Annotated in this window: 20 protein-coding genes; 3 read left to right on the top strand and 17 right to left on the bottom strand. The window is 35.9% G+C overall.

Annotation, left to right across the window (positions count from 1 at the left end; translation table 11 throughout):
- Positions 1-53 precede the first annotated feature (53 nt).
- From isdE to MKY80_RS03590, 5 genes are all read right to left on the bottom strand, one after another.
- Positions 54-959, bottom strand: coding sequence for a heme ABC transporter substrate-binding protein IsdE (isdE, locus tag MKY80_RS03610; RefSeq protein ID WP_164908763.1), 906 nt, complete (start codon positions 957-959; stop codon positions 54-56).
- An 18-nt stretch (positions 960-977) separates the two neighbouring features.
- On the bottom strand, positions 978-2,252 hold the full coding sequence (locus MKY80_RS03605) for an NEAT domain-containing protein (protein WP_342532050.1): 1,275 nt from the start codon (positions 2,250-2,252) through the stop codon (positions 978-980).
- 83 nt (positions 2,253-2,335) lie between these two features.
- Positions 2,336-3,760 carry an NEAT domain-containing protein gene (locus tag MKY80_RS03600; protein WP_090003292.1) on the bottom strand — a complete coding sequence of 475 codons (1,425 nt, stop codon included), beginning with the start codon at positions 3,758-3,760 and terminating at the stop codon, positions 2,336-2,338.
- Position 3,761: 1 nt separating this feature from the next.
- Positions 3,762-4,379 carry a heme uptake protein IsdC gene (gene isdC, locus MKY80_RS03595; RefSeq protein ID WP_237068730.1) on the bottom strand — a complete coding sequence of 206 codons (618 nt, stop codon included), beginning with the start codon at positions 4,377-4,379 and terminating at the stop codon, positions 3,762-3,764.
- A gap of 229 nt (positions 4,380-4,608) precedes the next feature.
- Positions 4,609-5,181: a manganese efflux pump gene (locus MKY80_RS03590; RefSeq protein WP_036147235.1), complete on the bottom strand. Its 573-nt coding sequence runs from the start codon at positions 5,179-5,181 to the stop codon at positions 4,609-4,611.
- A 242-nt stretch (positions 5,182-5,423) separates the two neighbouring features.
- On the opposite strand from MKY80_RS03590, the gene MKY80_RS03585 reads away from it, so the two are divergent.
- The 3 genes from MKY80_RS03585 (at position 5,424) to ugpC (ending at position 9,013) form a co-directional block, all read left to right on the top strand.
- The gene (locus MKY80_RS03585) at positions 5,424-6,296 is read left to right on the top strand and encodes a glycine betaine ABC transporter substrate-binding protein (protein WP_090003293.1); all 873 of its coding nucleotides are present in this window, start codon (positions 5,424-5,426) and stop codon (positions 6,294-6,296) included.
- Between the two features lie 631 nt (positions 6,297-6,927).
- Entirely contained in the window at positions 6,928-7,833 is a 906-nt protein-coding gene (locus MKY80_RS03580) for a helix-turn-helix domain-containing protein (RefSeq protein WP_008174212.1), read from the top strand.
- An 82-nt stretch (positions 7,834-7,915) separates the two neighbouring features.
- Positions 7,916-9,013 (top strand): sn-glycerol-3-phosphate ABC transporter ATP-binding protein UgpC, encoded by a 1,098-nt coding sequence (ugpC, locus tag MKY80_RS03575; protein WP_090003294.1) that lies wholly within the window; start codon positions 7,916-7,918, stop codon positions 9,011-9,013.
- Positions 9,014-9,251: 238 nt separating this feature from the next.
- On the opposite strand, the gene MKY80_RS03570 is transcribed toward ugpC, so the two are convergent.
- The 12 genes from MKY80_RS03570 to MKY80_RS03515 form a co-directional block, all read right to left on the bottom strand.
- Positions 9,252-10,127 (bottom strand): ROK family protein, encoded by an 876-nt coding sequence (locus tag MKY80_RS03570; protein ID WP_090003295.1) that lies wholly within the window; start codon positions 10,125-10,127, stop codon positions 9,252-9,254.
- A 99-nt stretch (positions 10,128-10,226) separates the two neighbouring features.
- The gene (locus tag MKY80_RS03565) at positions 10,227-11,243 is read right to left on the bottom strand and encodes an SIS domain-containing protein (protein ID WP_239354212.1); all 1,017 of its coding nucleotides are present in this window, start codon (positions 11,241-11,243) and stop codon (positions 10,227-10,229) included.
- A 10-nt stretch (positions 11,244-11,253) separates the two neighbouring features.
- Positions 11,254-12,192, bottom strand: coding sequence for a 1-phosphofructokinase (gene pfkB, locus MKY80_RS03560; RefSeq protein ID WP_089987223.1), 939 nt, complete (start codon positions 12,190-12,192; stop codon positions 11,254-11,256).
- Positions 12,189-13,031 (bottom strand): class II fructose-bisphosphate aldolase, encoded by an 843-nt coding sequence (locus MKY80_RS03555; protein ID WP_008174227.1) that lies wholly within the window; start codon positions 13,029-13,031, stop codon positions 12,189-12,191. The genes pfkB and MKY80_RS03555 overlap by 4 nt, the downstream gene beginning before the upstream one ends.
- A gap of 71 nt (positions 13,032-13,102) precedes the next feature.
- Positions 13,103-13,834: a GntR family transcriptional regulator gene (locus MKY80_RS03550; RefSeq protein WP_008174229.1), complete on the bottom strand. Its 732-nt coding sequence runs from the start codon at positions 13,832-13,834 to the stop codon at positions 13,103-13,105.
- A 69-nt stretch (positions 13,835-13,903) separates the two neighbouring features.
- On the bottom strand, positions 13,904-15,082 hold the full coding sequence (nagA, locus tag MKY80_RS03545) for an N-acetylglucosamine-6-phosphate deacetylase (protein ID WP_008174231.1): 1,179 nt from the start codon (positions 15,080-15,082) through the stop codon (positions 13,904-13,906).
- Entirely contained in the window at positions 15,079-15,747 is a 669-nt protein-coding gene (locus MKY80_RS03540; protein WP_237068732.1) for a DUF624 domain-containing protein, read from the bottom strand. Before MKY80_RS03540 ends, nagA begins: the two co-directional genes overlap by 4 nt.
- A gap of 174 nt (positions 15,748-15,921) precedes the next feature.
- Positions 15,922-17,532, bottom strand: a complete 1,611-nt coding sequence (locus MKY80_RS03535; protein WP_089987233.1) for an extracellular solute-binding protein — start codon at positions 17,530-17,532, stop codon at positions 15,922-15,924.
- 24 nt (positions 17,533-17,556) lie between these two features.
- Entirely contained in the window at positions 17,557-18,435 is an 879-nt protein-coding gene (locus tag MKY80_RS03530) for a carbohydrate ABC transporter permease (protein ID WP_036226084.1), read from the bottom strand.
- A 13-nt stretch (positions 18,436-18,448) separates the two neighbouring features.
- A complete protein-coding gene (locus tag MKY80_RS03525) occupies positions 18,449-19,441 on the bottom strand; it encodes an ABC transporter permease subunit (protein ID WP_089987225.1) in 993 nt (330 codons plus the stop codon).
- 18 nt (positions 19,442-19,459) lie between these two features.
- Positions 19,460-20,611 (bottom strand): Gfo/Idh/MocA family oxidoreductase, encoded by a 1,152-nt coding sequence (locus MKY80_RS03520; protein WP_043989712.1) that lies wholly within the window; start codon positions 20,609-20,611, stop codon positions 19,460-19,462.
- Between the two features lie 824 nt (positions 20,612-21,435).
- Positions 21,436-22,251: a thermonuclease family protein gene (locus MKY80_RS03515; protein ID WP_089987226.1), complete on the bottom strand. Its 816-nt coding sequence runs from the start codon at positions 22,249-22,251 to the stop codon at positions 21,436-21,438.
- Between the last annotated feature and the right edge of the window lie 372 nt (positions 22,252-22,623).

Raw genomic sequence — 22,623 nt, 5'->3', positions numbered from 1 at the left:
AAAAACGCTCTATGACGAGTAAAATACTGATCATACGAGCGACATTCAAGTTACTATTTACGATAGAAAATTTCCATCAGCTGCCCTAAAGCCTGTGGTACCTGCAAGGAGGATGTCGTCCCGAATAATTCTTCCTCTAAATCATAGACTTTATCGTTTTTCACTGCTTCGAAATGTTTCCAAATATCATTTGTTTTAAATTCTTCATCAAACATTTTCACAACTTCATCGGGCATACCATGTGATAAGCGCAAAATAATATCCGGATTACTATTATGGAGATATTCCGTATTAGAAGATAGATATTCTGCATCCTGTCCTTCCATTACATTGATACCTCCTGCTCGTTTCACAAGATCCCCAGCATATGAATTTTCTGTTGCTACTAAATAACTCCCTGGTATACCTAGTAAAATTAATACCCGAGGACCTTCTTTATTCGCAGCTACACTTTGGACTGCCTCGATGTTCTTCTGTAGATCTTTTACTAATGCACCGGCTTGGGCTTCACGATCATAGCGTTCTCCTAGAGATGTTATTTCCTTCAGCATGGCATCAACGCTTTGGAAATTAAGAAAATCAACAGGAATATTAAGTTGTTTAAATTTATCCTGTAAATCGTATTCTAAAGTTGAAACGGATAATACTTCTGTCGGATTTAATGACTTAACAATTTCCATATCCGGCTCCATCGCATTACCGATTGTTGGCAGACCGTCAAAACGCTTTGCTAATTGCTTTTCTGTTTCTGGTACAGCAATTGCATCAAGCTCCAGCTTATCAAGGATATCTGCTATAACTACCGTCCCCGCAATGATACGTTGCTCACTATCTTCTGTTACCTGTTCTTTGTCAGTAACTGGCTCATTCTTTTCTGTTTGATCACTGCTACTACATGCAGCGAGAATTAGTGATAGTAATGTCAACAACAGTAACTTCAGTTTCCAATCTCTTTTCATTGTGTCATCCCCCACTTATTACTGCTCAGTCGTTTCATTTTTGGTTTTTCTAATACGCTTAATAAGTAGCCAGCCTGATACGAGACATATAACGATCAGCCCAATAATTTTTACGATGTTTAACGGTTCAATTGGCTGTTCTGCAGTCGTTTTTTTCACTACTTTATTGTCCGTAGTTTCCTCCATCGTTTGGCTATCCTCTAATGTTTCGTCTAAAGTTTCATCAGTTGGTTCATCAAGTGTACGATCAAATGTTAATTTTTCTTCCCATGGTATAAGCAATGGTGATTGAATAGCTGGTAATGTCTGTGTAGCTTTGCTAGATACACTCTCTTTACTTATTTGTGCTTGTGGCTTTTGTACCTGCTCCTTAACCGTTTCCACTGACTTGTCAGGTACAACTTGCGTAGTAGGTTTTTCGTTGATAGGTTTTTGTAAAAGCAATGCGACCTGTTTTTGATTGAATGCTAGCTGAACATAGTATTGATGATGATATGAAATGTCAGGAATATCGATTTTCACCCACATTCGTAACGGCTGTGTTAAGTCCTCAACCTCAAATTCCACAATGCGTACATTGTCTAAAAGTGAAACTTGCTTCGGTTCAATCTGATTTCCCTTATAATCTACTTGTAGACCTGTCACCCAAGCTGATTGTAAAATGGTCATTTGCGCATAGTATCTACCATCCTTTTCAATCACCTTTGCGGTTGGATTCACATAGTTATTCATAATAGAAGGTTCATTTTTACCATCCGTTAATAATACATAATCCACTGCCCATTCTTGACCCTTTGTTTCTTCTACAACTACGTTTTCAGCATCATCCGTCTTGTTTTCTTCCTGAGGAACGGTCGGTATAAGTCCCGCCATCTCAATGCGTAGCTCTTGAGTGAATGCAAAATAAGATTCCTCAGCTGCAAGCTCTATATTGCCCTTTATAACAATCGCGTCCTGTAATGCCGAAACATCAAACTGAACTAAATTTTCTATATCTTGAGTCCAAGAAATTTCATTACCAAGCTGTTCGATATGTATATCACGTACAGAATATGGCTGTTCAAGTGCCAAAGCTAATTGATACTGTCCATCCTTTACGGTGAGAGTTGCTTTATGTTTAAAAAGATTTTCTTCAAAGCCCTCAATAGGAGAAAAACTTAGTTCAACTTGATAACTACCATCTATTATGCCAAGGTTTTCAGCTTTTGCTTGCATAAAAATGGATGGAGGAAAAACAAGCAATAAAACTGCCAAAACAGCCAAAATACAAATGTGCTTTTTTATGATTGCCATTGCATAGTCTCCTCCCATTTTAAACACATAGGAACTTCCTCCCCCATAAAATATGAGAAAGGAAGTTGCTGTAAAAATTCTTATTATTTATTCATGTATTGCAAAGAGCCATTTAAAATTTTCGCCATATGTGAACGTTTTAATGGACTATTTGCATCAATAACTGTCTTACCATCAGCAGTTGGAGAGCCAGTCATTACTTTACCTGCATATAGAAGGGCAAAGGCTTTTTTTGCTTCTTCATCTTTCACTTTTGCTCCATCAGCATAGTAAGAAAGACTTGTATCACCAAAGCTCATTTCTTTTCCTGCTACATGTGTTACAGTGCGATAAATCATTACAGCTGCTTGTTGACGAGTAAGTGTATCATTTGGATTGAAGTTTGTAGCTTTTTTAACAATCCCAGCTTCAGCTAATGCATTAATAGCTTGAACAGCTTCCGCACTAAGCTTGCCTGTATCTTTAAATCCAGCATCTTTTGTAGAAGTTACGTTCAATGAACGTGCTACCATTAAAGCAAATTGAGAACGTGTAATGTTGTCATTTGGTCTAAAATTATCTTGTGCCTTCACAATACCTAAGCTGTAAAGTGATAGGATGGCATCTTTATTCGCATCTTTACTAATGTCCTTAAATGGATTAATAACTGGCTTCACTGCACCTTCCACAGCAAAGCTAAATTGTACTGTATGATTCGAATCATACTTCACACCTTGTGCTGGTTCATTTACAACGATGTGTAATTGAGCATTTACAAGTTTCTTCAAATCTGCAACTTCAAATGAATATGTGCGTGAATTTGTTGTATCATCTTGTTTCACTAAAGTTGCTTCCTTACCCTCTACAGTGAAACCTTTTACATATTGACCTTGAGGGAATGTCATTGTTACAACATTTTTACCGTCTTTTACAGTCATCCCCACTTTTGGTGCGATATACTGTTTCATCATCGACTCTTCTGTTGTACCATCTTTGTAAACAGTGACAGCTACTTCATTCACTTTCACTTCTTCTTTTACTTCTTTCACTGCTTTTAAATCAAAGTCATACCATTTATCCATATTTGCGGACGGAACGACTACATGAATTTTTGCTGATTTAACTTCATCAACAACAACAGGGAAACTGTATGTAATTGTACCGTCGTTATTTTTTACTTCTTTAGCATCTACAAATGTATCGCCTTGTTTTGTTTGCAGACCTGCAATCATTGGTGCAGATTTAGCTGTAATTGTTAATTGAGCTTCAAACTTACCGTCTTTTTCAACGATTGTTCCTTGTGGTACTAAATGAGAACTAATTGCAGGCTGTGCTTCTGTCGTACCTGTTTTAAAAATTTGGAAATTAATAACTGAATCTGTTTTAGCAGCTTTCGTTGTTTCTGCTTTCACTTCTATATTTGTTGTTGCTAATTCTGCCGCAGATGCAAAGGAAGGAACTGTAAGAGATGCTGCTAACAATGAAGCTAGTACTATTTTAGTTGCGCGTGATTGACGTTTTTTAGCCATTTTATTGACCCTCCGTTTTTGTTTGTAGTTTTTTTCTATAAAGTAAAAATGCTGACCCCACTAATGCAACGATTAATAGATAAGGTGTTGCATCATCTGTTTGTGGATTGGGCACTTGACTTTCAGTTGTAGTTGCTGAAGAAGTTGGTTGTGATTTACTGGATTCTGTTTTTTGAGTAGAAGCAGATGCTGAGCTTGCGATTGATGTGGCATCAAATACAAGTGATACACTGTATTCATGATGATAATTGATATCATCAATATCAATTTTCATCGCTGTTACTACAGGTTTTGTTAGGTCTTTAACGGTGAATTGTACAGTTCGTGTATCTGCTGCTTGATCTTCACTTACTACAGTTGCTCCACCTGGTGGTTGAAATTTCGTAATCCATGCACTGTTTTTTAATGTAATTTGTACTACTGCAGTGCCATTTTTCACCGTAACTTTCGCAGGTTTTACAAAATAATCATTAGCAATTGATGCGGAATTACTTTCAGGTTTATTGACCTGATATTTTATCGAATGAGTGCCATCAGCTAGTTGAGCAGATGCTTGTGTTAACCCGAAGTTAACGACAAAAATACTAACAAGCATGATCAACATGAGCATTTTCTTCATGTGTTGCACGCCTCCCTTAGTCATAATAAAACATCCTAATTGATAGATTCACTTCCACAAAAGCACTTTCATGTAAACGAAAATAATTCTCAATTACGATTCTACTCCCAAGAATAATCGTTACTGCCAGTCAATGTCAACCGTTAATCCAAATTCGTCCTCAATATGTCAAATTTTCCTCCTAATAAAAAGAATATCACCAAAATTTGGTGATATTCTTGCTCTTAATTTATTTAGCAAAAATCTCTAAAATACCGATCAACAATAATAGCCATCCTGAAATGGCTGTTGAATGCCTCCCAATAAACGTTTTGGAGAGCAATGCACCACATTGACTGCCTACCCCCACCGTAACAAATGAGAAGACACCAATGGAAATTACTGTCCATATTGCAGAAATGCCATTAGCACCGATGGCAATACCTCCTGCTAAGCAATTAGCTGACAATACAAATCCGAGTGCCATTGCCTCTCGAGTTGAGATGACTAAATTTTTATCTTCATCAAATAGCTCAGGATTACCTGCTATGCGTTGATTAGAAAAGTTATTGGACATCAAGGTCCATATACCAATAACACATAATAGTAAACTTCCTAATAAATTGGCAGTATGCGGTGAAATATATTCAACAACAGTGCTGCCAGCTGTTACTGCGACATATGTGACAATCATTGACATGCCAGCGATCACTGCATTCGATAAAATAGGAATTTTAACTTGCTTGACACCATAGGCTAGGCCAATCCCCAAATTATCTAGATTTGCAGCAATTCCTATTAGAATAATAGTAATCCAGTGCACACTAAGCCTCCTCAAAACCCAGTCTCCATTTTCACCTATCATATGTAATCGTGTTAAAAATCTATGGGCATTTTAGAACCCTATTCAGAACCTTTTCCGTAATGAAGCCCCCATTTTATTGCATGCGTTGCATGAATCATCAATTTGACAAAAGTAACAACTTCTATATAAAATTAAGTTGTTACTTGTTAATATTTATTAATTTTCACTAGGATGTAAGTAATTATTGAAAGGGGAATTTGATGAGGTATTTAAAAATATGGAAGATAGGATTTGCTTTATCATGCCTACTACTATTAGCTGCATGTGGTTCTGCTGATGCGGGTACAAAAGATAAAAAAGAAATTAACTTGGCGTATGTGGAATGGGATACAGAGGTTGCTTCTACCCATGTTATAGGACAAGTTTTAGAGAATTTGGGATATGATGTGACGCTCACACCATTAGACAATGGCATTATGTGGGAGGCACTTGCGAACGGTGAGGTTGACGGTATGGTATCTGCCTGGTTACCCCAAACACACGCTCCGCAAGTAGAGAAATACAAAGATAAAATTGAGAATTTAGGCGAAAACCTTACTGGTGCTAAAATTGGCTTAGTCGTTCCAAGTTATATGGACGTTAATTCCATTGAAGACTTAACAAATCAAGCCAATAAAACAATTACAGGTATTGAACCAGGAGCTAATATGATGGCCACAACAGAAAATGCCTATAAGGAATATCATAATCTAGAGGGCTGGAATGTACTAACCTCTTCTGCCGGTGCCATGACCGCAGCCCTTAGTCAAGCCATTTCAAATAATGAAGAGATCATCATTACAGGTTGGTCTCCCCACTGGATCTTTAATGCCTACGATTTAAAATATTTAGAAGACCCAAAAGGTTTATATGGTACGGAAGAATATATTGGTACATTTGCCCGTAAAGGATTAAAGGAAGATGCTTCCGAGGCATATGATGTCCTAAATCGTTTCCATTGGACTGCCGAAGATATTGAAAGTGTGATGTTTGATATTATGGAAGGTATGAGTGCCACGGACGCTGCAAAAAAATGGATTAACAATAACCAAGATAAAGTAGCTGATTGGACAAAAGATGTAAAGACACCATAAATGAAAAATATCCATTTACTAGCGATTAGTAAATGGATATTTTTCATTAACCTTCTAACTGGAAGCCTCCTTTTAGAAGTGATCATCTTGAGGCTAGTTTTTAATTTTGCACCATGCATTTTCGCTCAAGTTACTCCGTCACTGTATAACTCAACAAACTGGTCCTAAATCCAATATCTAATAGCCCTCAACAATAAATAGTAAATAGCGAACTTAGGTAAATTGATTGGAACGAAGGCGGCATCTACTCCTATAGTAAAACACAACTAAAAATTATTAGAGTTTGTCTACAACATTGAAATGTTAGACAATTTTTACATCGTTCAAACATTATTGGGATTCATGAAGAAACAATCAACTCAATAATGTTAACTATTTTTCCTCGTTTTTCACCATGTGACACGAATGAATATAAACTTTCTTTTCACTCATATGGGCCTCCACGAATTATTATCTTCATATCAGTGAATTTACTTATATTTCTTAACTTTTTTAACCTCAACATTTATGATTACTAGTAATGATAGAAAATTTTAAAGCATATTTTTGATCATCATCTTTTATGTAGCTTTTTCCCGCACAACCTTTCAGTTACATCTTTTACTATATATCGAAAGAAAAGGAGTCTTTCATGAACTTAAATCTCAAAGCATTGTTTCCTTCCTATCGTTATTTTCGTTCAAAGCCAACTCAACTATCCTATGATTCTCATATTTTTTATCATCACGAAACAAAGGAATGGTTTTCTATTTCCAAGCATGAGGTTTCACAGCGGGACTACGAATGGTTGACGGTTTTTTATACTGAAGTTACCTCTTCGCCAGTTCAGGCATCAGATTTATGGTATGAATTTATTTATTCGAATGGTGACATGCCGCCCAAATTAAAATTTAACAAAGCACGGGTTATTCAAATAACGTTTATTAATGAAAACCCTCCCTTAGAAGCTTTAAAAGAAGCGCTTTATAATTTTTTTCAGGAGGATACGGTATTCCTTCAAGTTGCTAAAAATCAATTTTTACTTATTGAACCTGAAAAACATTCAATACGTGAGAAGGAAGATTTCATTGCCCTTATCCGTACGATAGAAGCCGATTTTTATGTTCGCATCCATTTATATTTGGGAGAATTTTATACAATCAATCAAGATTTTTCGGTTAAATTCCAAAGGGAAGCACAATGGTTCAAGGAATGCTTACATTTAAGATTTGCTGAACCTTATTATTCATTTCAAACGATATTCCCTATTTTACTAACAGAACAATTGCCCACTTCTATTCTTACATTTATCGAGGAGCAAATTATTATACCTTTAAAATCTGACAAGGAATTATTGGAAACGGTTAAAACCTTTTGTGAATGTGGTTTCAATATTTCTTTGACATCAAAAAAATTACATATGCATCGTAATACGCTTACCTATCGATTATCCAAGTTCCAAGAAATCACCAATATTCATATCAAAAATTTAGATGGTGTTATTCTTGTTTACTTTGCTAGTTATCTTTGGTCATTTTTACAACATGCACAAAAATAATTAACTGAAAATTATGCACATTAAACATAGGTTTTCTTCATTACTTTATTTACACTGAATAAAAGAACAAAGGGGATTAAACATGGAGAAAATAGTACTTAATCATATTTATAAAATATATGATGGCGGTGTAACAGCTGTATCTGATTTTAATTTAACTGTTCAGGATCAAGAGTTTATAGTACTTGTTGGTCCTTCAGGTTGTGGAAAATCAACAACATTACGTATGATCGCTGGGTTAGAGGAAATTTCGGAAGGTGATTTTTTAATTGATAACAAGAAAATGAATGATGTGCCATCTAAGGAACGTGATATTGCGATGGTTTTTCAAAACTATGCTCTCTATCCACATATGACAGTTTATGACAACATGGCATTTGGCTTAAAGCTCCGTAAGTTTTCAAAACAACAAATCCAAGAACGTGTCCACAATGCTGCAGCCATACTTGATTTAGAAAAGTATTTAGATCGTAAGCCTAAAGCTTTATCAGGTGGTCAGAGACAACGAGTTGCCCTTGGTCGAGCAATCGTCCGAGATGCGAATATTTTCTTAATGGACGAACCATTGTCCAATTTAGATGCAAAACTACGGGTGCAAATGCGTGCAGAAATTACTAAGCTCCATCGACGATTAAAAACAACGACAATCTACGTAACACATGACCAAACTGAAGCCATGACAATGGCAACACGTCTTGTCGTCATGAAAGATGGTATTGTTCAACAAGTCGGTACTCCTGAAGAAGTATACGGTTTACCTGAAAATAAATTCGTTGGTGGTTTTATAGGCTCACCATCGATGAACTTTTTTAAAGGGATTTTCCATGAAGAAGGGATTCAAATAGGACCTATTTCACTAACCATTCCTGCAGAAAAATCCAAATTATTAGTAGAAAAAGGTTATTTACAAAAAGAGCTGATCTTGGGCATTCGTCCTGAACATATTTATGAAAATTCTTCTGTCAATTCAGAGCCGTTCTTCTCAGCTATTGAAGCAGATATCGATGTAACCGAATTAACAGGGGCTGAGCTGATGTTACATGCACAGTTAAATGGACAGCCTTATATCGCACGTGTAAACTCCGATACTCGAATAACTCAGGGTCAGGTAGCAAAACTACTATTTGATATGTCACGGGCTCATTTCTTTGACTTAGAATCAGAACAGCGTATTCGGTAGAGTAAAAGCTTTATTGAAAGGGATTCAGATAACAAGCCTGTTTCCCTTTTACAGTTCAACATTGGTGTTTTTTTAGCTATTTCGATTAAGTTTTAGAAGGCGAGGCAATTAGTGTTTCTTCATTGTTTGACGAAAAAAACCCAATTTCTCAATATAAGCTATATATAGAAGTTGGGTCTTTGTATGAAATTTTTATCGCTGTAATTTTCCATTTTCCTCATCACGCCACTGTTTTTGATTACTTCAATGCTGCACCATACAGTCCCGTCTCACCTTTATGAATACTACTCTCTATAATTTGCTCTTTCCCTTCAAAAGGAGTATTCAACAGGCGCTGCTGAATTCCGTCTTTAATCAGTTCAATGATTTTCGGCTGATGATTAAAAAAGCCTCCGCCTAATACTATGCAGTGTGGATCAAGCATTAAAATCATTTGATGTAACTGTTTTTCCATGCAATAAATGATTTGCTGCAATACTTTCACCATAATAGGGTCACCCTTGTAATAGAGCTCCATCATATCTTTTAATCGAATATTTGAATTTCCCAGTAATGTTCTTCCCAGCTTTTCTATAGCTGGCCCTGCGACACTTTCTTCTAAAGTTTCACCAGCTTGACCGACAATATTAAAACCTATTTCACCAGCTAATCCTGTTCCTCGTAAAAAATCACCATTAACAATGGTACAACAGGATATCCCTGTACTTAATGTTATATATACCATCGTTTCCTTCCGAAATCCTCTAGCATTATACTCTCCCCAAGTAGCCATATGCACATCGTTATCCATCATAATCTGTGCATGGGGAAAAAATTCAGTTAATCGTTCACAAATAGGAAAGTTACTCCACGGTATATTATTTTGGTAGACGGCTAGACCCTTTTGAACATCAACAATACCAGGTACACCAATACATACCTTAGAAACTTCATTAAAAGAGAGCTTCTTCTCCATACAGAGTATTTCAAAGCTATCAATTAAACAATGGAATAAAGCTTCTTTTGTGGAAATATCACTTGGTACCTCTCTTTTAATTAAAATATGCTGATGTTGGTTGAATAAAGCCGTGGCTAATTTTGTTCCACCAACATCTGCTACTAAAATATGACTCATCCTTACATCACCAGTTCTCCCCACAGAATTTATTTAAATTCAAAATTATCAGAAAGTAATAAGTGGAATAATATCTATTACTTATTGAATAGGTTTTTATTATGAAAGTTTAACGACTTGTGTTAAATTACGTGGTTTATCGGGGTTACGCCCTTTAAATATTGCATGTTGATAAGCTAAAAGTTGAAAGTAAGGGACCGCTTCAACAAGGCGATTTAAATCATCTACTTCTGCTGATAGCTTAAAAATTAAATCTGCTTCTAACTCCTCTGAAGCTATACCAATAATAACAACGAAGCCTCCAAGCTTTTGAATATCCTTCACTAATGCCTGATCATATTCCTTCGTTTCATTTTGTGTAAATATAATAACAACCGTTTCTTTATCAACAATAGAAATTGGTCCATGTCGGAATTCCAGATTTGAGTAACTTTCACATTCCGTTTGAGTCATTTCTTTTAGCTTTAATGTTGCTTCTTTAGCCAACCCATTATAAGCACCTGACCCTAAAAAGATAAAGCGCTTTTTTGAAGCATCTTCCGTCACCTGCGTTAATTGTTGTCCATTGCCTAATGCTGATTGAACAAGAGCGGGGATTTTCTCTAACTGTTCCAGTATATCCGTGCGTCCACTAATTTTCGCAGCATATAATTGCAAGGCGTATAGCATATTAGAAAATGATTGTGTCATGACCACACTTTTTTCTGATATATCATTTAAGGCAATCAATTCATTTGTTAATCTTGCCATAGGTGTGTCACTATTACATGTTACTGCCATAGTACGTATATTTTTCGCACCATTCAAATGCTCTAAGGACATAATAATTTCCGAAGTTGTCCCCGACCGGGAAATTCCAATAATCAGATACTTTTTATGCGTTAAAATAAATGTGTCTGTGTGTAAAAATAACTCAGATGCGGGTACAGCAATGGCAAACGCTCCAGTAACAGTTTGATAATAACGCGCTGCTGCAATCGCTAAATAATAGGATGTTCCACATCCTGTGAAAAGCACTACATCTACAGCATCTTCATTAAAAGTCATTAATTGCACAATATCTTTTGTTCTTTCTAACTTTTGTCCCTGTGCCATAATCTCATTGTAAGTGTACATAAACAAATCCCTACTTCTCTTTTATTTTAGTTATTTGTATCTCCTCTAAGAGTTTTTCCACTGTATCTCTTTGGACTTTTGCAATCTCTTTATGTGCTGCATTCGCTGAGCCACATGCAACAGCCCATTTATATGCCTCTGTATGGTCTGCACCATGTGAGAGCTTATAAATAAGACCTCCTAAAAAGGCATCACCACTTCCTACTGTATTGACCACATTTATCCGTGGTGCATTTACTTTGTAAATCCCTGACGGATGAACAAATAGAGCGCCTTGCTCGCCCAATGAAAAGCATACATGCTCAATGCCTAATTTTTGAAATTTTATACCCACCTGAACTAAGTCTTCATGAGTTAAAGCAGGTCTACCGATTAATTGAGTAATTTCATCCTCATTTGGCTTAATAATGAAAGGTATTGCTGTAATACCTTTTCTCAAAGCCTCGCCACTTGTATCAAGTGCGACTCTAATACCTTTTTCCTTTAATAAATGGATAATCGTTGCATATGCCGTTTTTTGTATACCTTGAGGAAGGCTCCCTGACAATACAAAATAGGTAGCATGTTCTGCTTTAGTTTCAATCCAATTTAACATGTTTATCCATTCTTGCTCATGAATGGTTGGCCCTACCTCTAACAGCTCGCTCATTTCCTTCGTTTGCTGATTAATAATCGTTAAACAAATGCGATTTTCTTCCTCTATTTGTATGAACTCTGTTTGGAGATTTTCTTCCTGTAAAAGCTCGACTATTTTACTTCCATTTAATCCACCAACGAAACCGCCAATATTCACTTCGCCACCAAGTGATGCAATTACACGAGCTACGTTAACCCCTTTCCCACCACCTTGTTGTGATTTCTGCAATACACGATTTGTTTGACCAATCATTAAAGAGTCCAGCTCATATACTTGGTCAATGGCTGCGTTTAAGGTTAATGTAGTAATCATTTTTGTAACATCACAATCTTTTGCTCTACTAATTTAATTAAAGATTCACGTGCAGGAAGGAAATACTTTCTTGGATCATTTTCTGTTGGATGATCATTAAAATATGCTCTTAATTCTTCAGCAAATAAGTCTTTAAGCTCGGTAGAAAAATTCACTTTTGCAATTCCATACTTCAAAGATTCACGTACATCCTCTTCTGGCACCCCAGAGGCTCCATGCATGACTAATGGAATATTAGTAGAGCTATGGATTTCTTGTAAAAGCTCAAATAGCAATTTTGGCTTTTGCTGATACTTACCGTGTGCTGTACCGAAAGCAGGGGCGAATGAATGAATTCCTGTTACTTTCACAAAATGCTCCGCTTGCTTTGGGTCAGTAAAGAATGCATTCTCTTCCTTTACGCTTACACTATCCTCGACACCACCAATTGTCCCAAGCTCTGCTTCAACAGGCACATTTACCGCACTTGCAGCTTCAACTACTTTTTTTACTAATAAAATATTTTCCTCATAAGGTAAGGAAGATCCATCAATCATTACAGAGGTGTAGCCTGCTCGTAAACATTCCATAACAGTATGATAAGATTCGCCATGATCCAAATGTAATGCCACCGGTACTTTTGCCTGTTCCGCTGCTGTTTTTGCCAGTGCAATTAGATAAGGCATCTCTACATATTTATACGTGCTTGAAGTTGTTTGCAAAATTACAGGTGCCCCCACTTTTTCTGCCCCAGCAATTACAGCTTTAATCACTTCTAAATTATGTGCTCCAAAAGCACCGATTGCATAATTATTTTTATAAGCGTCTTCTAACATATCTTTAGTTGTCACTAATGGCATAATAGAATTCCTCCCTCAATGGGTTGTTGGTATAATTTAAAACAAAAATAAATGCAGCAAACGATTAGATTTTAATTTAATTCCGTATAAAAACGGCAACGATCTCCTCTTACAATTGAAATACAGAATTCCACTGGTTTTCCTGAGGTATCAAACGCAGTCCTTTCTAGCAATAAAGCTGGTTTTCCAGCATCTGTTTTCAATAAAGGTGCTTCGTCTTTATTAATAAGGACCGGTTCGAAGGCTTCTCTCGCCCTTACAACAATAATGTTAAAACGTTCGGCTAATAAACTGTATAAAGATGAAGACGTTACTTCTCGTAAAATTTCAATATCCTTAATAAGGCGTAAAGGTAAAAAAGATGATTCCAAAATAATCGGCTCATTATCGGCAAATCGTAAACGCTTCATTTCTACAACTTGTTCATTTTCCTCTAATGCTAAATTCGATCTAACTTTAGTTGAGGGATACACCTTTTGTATTTCTAGTACTTCATCTTTTTGATTAAATCCTTTTTCTTGAATCATGCGACTAAAGCTATAAAACCCTCCAAGAGATTGTTCAAGTCTTGGCTTGGAAACAAAGGTTCCTTTTCCTTGAATACGATATAATTTATCTTCCTTTACTAATTCCTCGATTGCTTTTTTTACTGTATTTCGACTAACATGGAACATCTCCATCAATTGATTTTCCGAGTCAATTTTATCTCCTGGTTTCCATTCACCTGATTGAATTTTCCCAAATAAAATTTGTTTTAATTGATGATATAATGGGATTACACTAGATTGATCTAATAAATGCATCTTTTTTCCTTCCTTCTCTAGGTTTTGTAATCAATATACCATCTATATAATAGGATGCCTATTGATATATCAATCCTTTTCAAAGGCAAAATTCCCTAAGCAAAAAGTTTTTTCTACTTCTCCTTCTTCGTTCAACCAAACGATATCTGCGTCCTTTCCTAGTGCAATAGACCCTTTCCGATTGTCCATGCCTAAATGCTCTGCTTGATTTAAAGAAACAATACGTATTTGCTCAACAAGTGAAAGTGTAAGCCACTCTCCTATGTTTTTCCTTGCGGTATTCATATTTAACACACTTCCTGCTAAGGATCCCGTTTTGCGTTGAATACATTGATTATTCATGACTTCTACTTCATTACCACCTAATTGATACAAACCATCTGGCATCCCCTTTGCACGTATACCATCTGTTATGATGAGCAAACGATTTAAGCCCGTCATCTTGTAAACCATTGGTAGTAGATCTTTATGAAAATGTACATTATCTGGAATTATCTCCACATACACATCTTCCGCTAGAAGTACTGCTCCCACAACACCTGGATCACGGTGGTGTAGTCCACTCATGCCATTAAATAGGTGTGTTACATGGGTAATACCAGCTTTTATTGCATGTTGCGCTGTATCATAGTCAGCGTCAGAGTGACCAATAGATGCAATAACCCCTTTATTAGTTAATTCGTGTAGTAATTCAAAATCGGTATCTTCCTCCGGTGCAAATGTGACAAGACGAATTGAATGATGAGACTTATCATACAAATCATTAAATTGTTGAACATTTGGTTTTAAAATAAAAGCTTCGGATTGAGCCCCTTTTTTAGCTTGACTAATAAATGGACCTTCTAAATGAATTCCTAACATCTCAGGCACTGCTGTTGGTTGGTTTTTATAATAATAGGCAAGTGCCTCAACAGCAGATTCGATCTCAGACATAGGACCTGTCATCGTTGTAGCCAAAAAAGCAGTTACGCCCTCACTTGCTAAGTATTTGGCTATTTTCGAATAACAAATATGGTTCGCATCCATAAAATCATGACCTACAGCACCATGTATATGGATATCGATCATTCCAGGGATGATATAGCCTTTTTGCTGACAGTCTATTACATTCTCTCTTAAAGCGAATGAAGGGCAATTTGCCATTTGATCAATTACTGTAATTTTTCCTTCCGACATTTCTAGAAATCCGTTAGTAATAATTTTATTTTCCATTACGATATTCGCATTAATAATCCATTTTTTATTCATGAGGTGATCCCTCTCCCAGCAGAGTAATATGGTAGATTAGTATGTTCGTCTGCTTCTCTATCATTCTTAAATATATGGGATGACATCCACGTTAAAAATAAGGCAGCTAAACTAACACCGAAAAACGGTATTAAGCCTGGAAAACAGCTATATAGTTTATAAAGAATTATAAGCCCAACAATATTGCTAATCATTTGTAATGGATACGCAATACTAAATATGATGGAAGCAGCAAAGTAGCGCAATATTGGTAAATCATAATGGGCGTATAGCTGAAATATATTCACAACAATCATACCGAACAGTATACTAATAGAAATAAACACTGTGAGTAATAGTAAGCCTAGTAAGCCATGTAACGATGAAACTATTTGAAAATTAATCGTTACAAAGTAGCCAACACTCAGTAAGATCATACCTATTTTATTTGATGGAATAAATTCAACTTTATATGTATTCCAATAGATTTTGACTAATCGTTTTAAGTCATCTTCTCCTTGTAATCTTTTCCGTAAAGTAGTAAACATGGCAACAGTCGCTGGGGCTACTCCAAATAGCAAAAGTCCAAGTAAAGTTAAACCTGTCCATAGTAACTGTAATACTGCTAATAATGTGATCCATTCTACAAACCAGTATAGTTTACCTTTCCACCCTTCCAATTCCATGCCCATTACCTCCCTACGATTCACATATTACTATCTATACATTTTTTGCATTTACACTCTGCTACATCCATCAATAGAAGGTTCAACAAGCGTGCGTCACATAAGCCTAGTTGAATGGTAATCTTTCAGCTTATGTGACCTTCTACTTGTTAAGTTTGAAGAAATTGAACCTCCTTATTTGGAACGGTCATATGCCCCTTGTGCTACTTCCATATAGTCTTGCAAACCCATTTTTTCAATTGTATTCTTATAGTCATTCCATTTATCGAAGCTTTCTTTTCCTGTTATAAAGCTTGCTGTCATTTCATTTACATAGGTTTGAATGTCTGTTAAAACAGCGGACACTCGATCATTTTCTTCCACTGTGAAATTCAAGCCTGGAATAATATCTTCATCCTTCAAAGCATATGGCATGACTTGCTTGGCATTGTTAAGAGAGTTTTCCTTAGCCTCTGCCCCTTGGAAATACTTTTGCGTTACAATCCCAGGATAATAACCACCAGGCCATGTTAAATAATCACTTATTGCTTGGTCTAAATTTTTGCCATCTGGATTATTAGTAATATTGTCGATATATTGAATTGTTCCATCCTCATTTTCTTCGTAAGTGACACCTTCAAAGCCCATAAAGAACATTTTAGCTCCCTCATCACCATATAAATGGTCAATCCAACGAACCATTGCTTCAGGATTTTTTGCTTTATCTGTTACTACAAACATCCCTAGATTCCCAAGACCATTAGACATCGCAGTATATTGTCGATCCCCATTTGGCCCTTCTAACACTTGTGCACCCGTATAACCATCTAGTTTAAATAATTCTTTAGGATCTACTTCACTAAGAATGCCAAACGTTCCTTTAGCTGCTTCTGCCGCAAATTTTTGAGGCTCTGTCGTAAATACATCCTTATTAATTAAACCTTCTTTATAAAGCTTATTTAAATATTCAAGTAATTGTTTATATTCGTCGGTCGTTGGCACAAATCGGAATTCCTCAGTACCTTCTTTAAAATCTAAATTCAGATTCATCGTTCCTTGTTTGTTCAAGCCAAATGATCCTCTTAAGTAATTAATAATTTGATTCACACCATAACCAGTTCCCCAGCCTTGCTCATCTTGTAAACCATTACCATTCGGATCATTTTCTTTAAATGCTTTTAGTACTTTGTACAAATCATCTGTTGTTTCTGGTGATGGCAAGCCTAGATGATCAAGCCATTCCTGATTAATCCACGGCGCTCCAACGCGAAGTGATGAAAATTTTGGATCATAAATTGTTGGGAAGCCATAAATATTTCCATCTGCCATCGTCACACCCTGCTCGACAGATGGGTATTCTTCTAATAGCTTTTTAAAATTGGGTGCATATTGATCGATGTATTCATTCAACGGTAAAAATACACCTTGTTGACCGTATTTGATTAAATCTGTTTTTGAAAATGCCGATGCAAAAAATATTTCTGGATAATTTCCTGAAGCTAAAAGCAAGTTCTTTTTGTCCGCTAATACCTCCGTCTGAACAGTTGTCCAATTTATATGGATATTAGACATTTTCTCGTATTCTTCCCACAACATTAGTTGATTCCAGTCCTGAGATGCAAAAAACTTTGCTGCAAAACCATCTACTTCAATTTTCTCCTTTGTAATCGGCATATCGGTCGCATTCAAATTATCAATATTATCACTTTTCACTCCACCGGTTGCTTTATCATCCGAACATGCTCCTAGCAAACTTGCAGCTAACATTAGGCTTGTTACGACACCATAAACACGCTTTTTTTTCATTTCCACTTAAATCGCTCCTATTCTTTAACCTTTTAATGAACCAATCATGACACCTTTTACAAAATATCTTTGTAAGAATGGATAAAGCATTAACATTGGTAGGTTAGCAACGATTAAAACTGCGTATTTTAACCCTTCAACGCTAAGTTTTTGAGCTAAAAAGCTTTCTGACGTCGCTTGAATCATATCGTCAGCTTGTCCTTGAATTAATATTTGCCTCAGGATAAGTTGTAGTGGAAACTTATCTTGGTCTTGCAAGTAGATCAATGCCTGGAAATAAGAGTTCCAATGCCCTACAGCGTAAAATAAAACCATGACTGCCATAACAGGTAATGATAGTGGTAGAACGATACTCCATAAAATACGGAAGTTCCCTGCACCATCGATCATGGCCGATTCCTCTAACTCATAAGGAATGGATTGGAAAAATGTCCGCATAATGATGATGTTCCATACAGCTACCGCATTCGGAATAATCATGACCCAAAATGTATTTATCATACCCAAATCACGGATTAATAGATATGTAGGAATTAGTCCCCCACTGAAAAACATGGTGAATACCATAAATGCCATAATAAAGCCCTTCCCTTTTAAGTTTCTACGTGAAAGAGGATAAGCTGCACAAATGGTCATCACGATATTTAGTAATGTTCCAAAGAATGTGTATTTCAAAGTATTGATAAATCCATTAATAATATCTGGATTTTGGAATACTTTTTCGTAAGCCTCCACTGTAAATTCCTTTGGCCATAGCCATAAATCCCCTGAAATGACGTACTCGGGATTACTAAGAGAAGCACTTAAAACAAAAATAAGTGGATACAAAACAACAACTGCTACGATTGCTAAAAAAATATAATTAAAGATAGTAAATGCACGATCGCCCTTTGATTCTTTCATGTCAATCTCTCCTTTACCATAAACTTGTATCACTCACTTTTTTGGCTATTCTGTTAACCATAATAAGGAGGATAAAATTAATGATAGAGTTGAAGAAGCCCACTGCTGCTGAAAAGCTATACTGTGCTTCTAAAATTCCGCTACGATAAACAAAAGTGGATATAACATCTGATGCCGACATATTTAAGTCATTTTGCATTAAAAATACTTTCTCAAATCCAATAGCCATGACAGAACCAACATTTAAAATGAATAAAATGATAATTGTCGGCATAATCGCAGGAATATTAATATGAATAATCCTTTGAAATTTTGATGCCCCATCTATCATTGCCGCCTCATGCTGTGCCGGATCTACGGCAGCCAAAGCAGCAATATATATGATGGAACTCCATCCCATCGTTTGCCAAACATCAGACAGTACATATATGGATTTAAACCAGGCAGGTTCTGAAATAAAATCAATGGGTGTACCCCCAAACAACATAATGATTTGGTTGATCATCCCATCCGATTTTAAGAATAGTAATAGCATCCCAACTACGACTACTGTTGATAAAAAATGTGGGGCATAAATGACTGTTTGTACAAATTTCTTAAAGCGAAGACTCTTCACTTCATTTAATAGCAATGCAATAATGATTGGTACTGGAAAAGATATAAGTAACGTGAATACGCCAATCCCAATTGTATTTTTGATTAAACGCCAAAAATAATAACTATCAAAAAAACGTTCAAAATGCTTTAATCCTACCCACGGACTCCCCATAATTCCCTTTGTAGCAATAAAATCTTTAAAGGCAATTTGCAACCCATACAGTGGGTAATAATGGAAAATCAAAAAGTAAAGTATAACAGGGGCTAGTAAAAAATAAAGCTCCCAATTTTTTTTGATAGATTTTTTCCACTCTACCAGGTGATTTTTCTTTACCTTTGATTGCTTTTTGAAAAAACGTTTTGTTTTAGATGATTTTTCCTCAACAGTTGTTTTATCTAAAAGCGTCATAACTACACCCCCTATTTATCAATGTTGCAGAATGGTAGATTCCTGCTTAATCTCAATAACCTTACCTCCGTTACGAATAGATTCTGTTGCTGCACAGCCCACTGCGACACTCATACGTCCTGCAAATGGCGTTGTCAAAGGTTTTTTATCGTAGAGGATGAGTTCTACAAAATCTTGGGCAATTTTCGGGTCAGCTCCGCCATGGCTACCTTCCTCAGGCTTCATTTCGTACACAACATCACTCAATTCCTCCCAAGAATTTGATTTCCGTGTTTTTAAATAAACTTTATTATTGATATCATCATTTTCGAGACGCCCCTTCGTACCGATAAATGTATAATTTCGCGAATAGTCAGGTGTAAAGTGACATTGTAAATAAGAAGCCTTTATGCCACCTTCCAACTCCATCATGACCATATTATTATCCTCTACATCAATTTCTTCACGGAACGCACATTCCGTAAATGTATGGGCAACATATTCTGGACAAGTTTTTTTCTGATCACAGGTTGGACATGTTAACGTATTAGGTTGATTTCCACCGTAATAATCTAAGCTTCCAAATGCAGATACCTTCTGTGTATATTTCCCTGAAATCCAATGAATGACATCTAAATCGTGTGAGCCTTTTTGAAGTAGTAAGGAGGTTGTATTTTTTGAATTACCATGCCAATCGTGGTAATAGAAATAACCACCGAATCCAACAAAATGACGCACCCATATTGCCTTTAATTCTCCAATGGCCCCTGAATCAATTATGCCTTTCATCGTTTGATACATACTCATATAACGCATATTAAAGCCAACCATCAGATGCTTTCCTGATTTTTCCCAAGCATCTAATATTCGATCGCAGCCTTCCACCGTAATAGCTAATGGTTTTTCCGCATACACATGCTTACCCGCTTGTAAACAAGTAATAATATGCTCCTCATGTAAATAATCTGGCGATAAAACCGCAATGGCATCGATGTCATCTCTTGTTAATAACTCTTTATAGTCCTTTGTTAAAAATAAGGGTGTATCAAATTTTTCCTGAAATTTTTCTAAACGTTCCTGAGAAATATCGGCTAGTGCTACTATTTCTGATTCCCCATTAGGTTTATGCCAGTATTGTGCCAATCCCCCCCTTAAGCCAGCTCCAATCACACCTATTCGTATTTTCTTCATGTTAGTTCCCCCTCGTTTCATCCTTGTGCCTCTGTATTTCTTAAACATTTGCAACAAAACTTATATTACCCAAAACAACACGACTACACGTCAACACGTTGTAGGTACAAGTTAATATATAATGAATATTCAAAAAATTTAACTGGAATAAATATATAATTCCAATACTTAGTATGTCAATACCCTAGATTATGGTTGCTTGTATGCACCAACTGCTATCAACATGAGTTGACCCATCCTAAAATTTAGAACATATACCGCTTCTTCAAGAGCTCAATCTACCACTCCATTTGTTTAAATTTTTTTCTGACATGCCAAGTTCTTCGGCGGTACCCTAGCTATTTTAGATACAATCACCCCTGTTTGACCTAAGCAAAAAATTATCTGAGTTCAGGAGTTGACCTGACTCAGATATTTTAGTAGGAACATTATCTTTCATCCACCTTAAAGCCTGTATCTTGAGCTTCTTTAACTGAACGATAAAGTTAATATAATTTTTAAGCTTAAAGAAATTAAGAAGCTTGTATCAAGGACTTTACTATAAATTGAGGTATTAATTCTCGATCCCTTAGAAACTGCTGATAAATTTGAAGGAGATATTAATTTCAAAGAAGTTTATAGCCGTTTTTTTCCTTTTGATAAACCCATTCCCGCAGTCGAAGTCATAAAATTGTATTATCTAGACAAATAACACAAAAAAAGGGAGATGGTTTCTCTCAACATAGAAACCATCTTCCTTTTTTCACTTACGTTTTCCCTGGTGCTCGTTCATACTTCTTAGCGTAAACACTGAACATGCCGCTAGAAGTATGTAATGCCTGATTTTATTGCTTAGCAGGAATAAACCCAGCGGCTTTCGCTTCTTCTTCCGTACAGAACATCTCTTCTGCTATTGTATTCTCATAGTCCCGTTGCCCTGGCATATGATAAATTTTATTACCCTTGGAGTTAATATTTCCTTTGATTTCGCAACTGCCCTTGTTGTTATTGGTATTCGATTTATCCTCATCTATGTTAGACTGATTTCCATTTTTTATAGCAGCATAATATACATCTTTATCGTATCCACGATTTGTTACATAGTCTTCAACTGACCATATCCCAATAGCCGACTGTTGTGCAGTTTTTTGAATGGATTTAAACCAATCTACATGCTTCGTATTTGGATCATATATATAGGCCACTCGTGCTAATCCATTTTTCAATAACTGCTCCTGAACACTTATACCTTCTTTCGTATAAATATAGGCAAGTAGTCTTTTATATTTATCACGATAAGAAACGTCAAATTCTAAATAGACTGTATCCAGACCAGCTAATAGTTGCTTAGTAAATTCTTTAGCTTCTGGTCCGTACGGTTGCTCTCCTAATGTCTCATGATTAGTTTCCGGGGTATCCACAAGTAAAAAGCGAACTTTTTCAGAGCTACCGTTATATTTTATCCTTATTGTGTCCCCGTCAATTACACTTTCTAGTTCATATTCTTCAAACTTACTTACATCGTGTTTCTCTGCGTTTTCTATCGTTGAAGATATTAGATCTCCCATATCTCCAGTCTTAATACTATTCGTACTAGTTTCTTCTGTGCATGCACTCAGAACCCATATAGAAATGAATAAAACAAAAATAATTTTCTTCAAATTTACACTCTACTTTCTAATTTATATCCCCTACAATTAAAAATCTCCGGAGTTAACTAATTATTTTTTCATAAATGGTTTCCTTCTCCCATTGCAAGATTGCTCCTGTAACGAATGAAAAGCCTTCAGTCATTGTAACAACTGAAGACTTTTATACATATATTTATTTAAATATTAAATATAAAACAACAGCCAAAATAATTGTTCCACTAGTTATTAGCGTTTTAATATCTGATTGTTTCACTTTTATCTCCCTCAGCTATTTATTTACACTAATCATAACATGTCCTAGCCCTTTTTATATAGATTCAAAATTATTCTAAACAAAAAGATTATGTACAGTAACTACATAATCCCCTTGTAACAAATATA

Origin of the sequence: Lysinibacillus sp. FSL R5-0849, from assembly GCF_038595075.1 — a bacterium.
GTDB lineage: Bacteria > Bacillota > Bacilli > Bacillales_A > Planococcaceae > Lysinibacillus > Lysinibacillus fusiformis.
The sequence above is the reverse complement of the archived record's forward strand: the minus strand, read 5'-3'. Positions and strand labels throughout refer to the sequence as shown.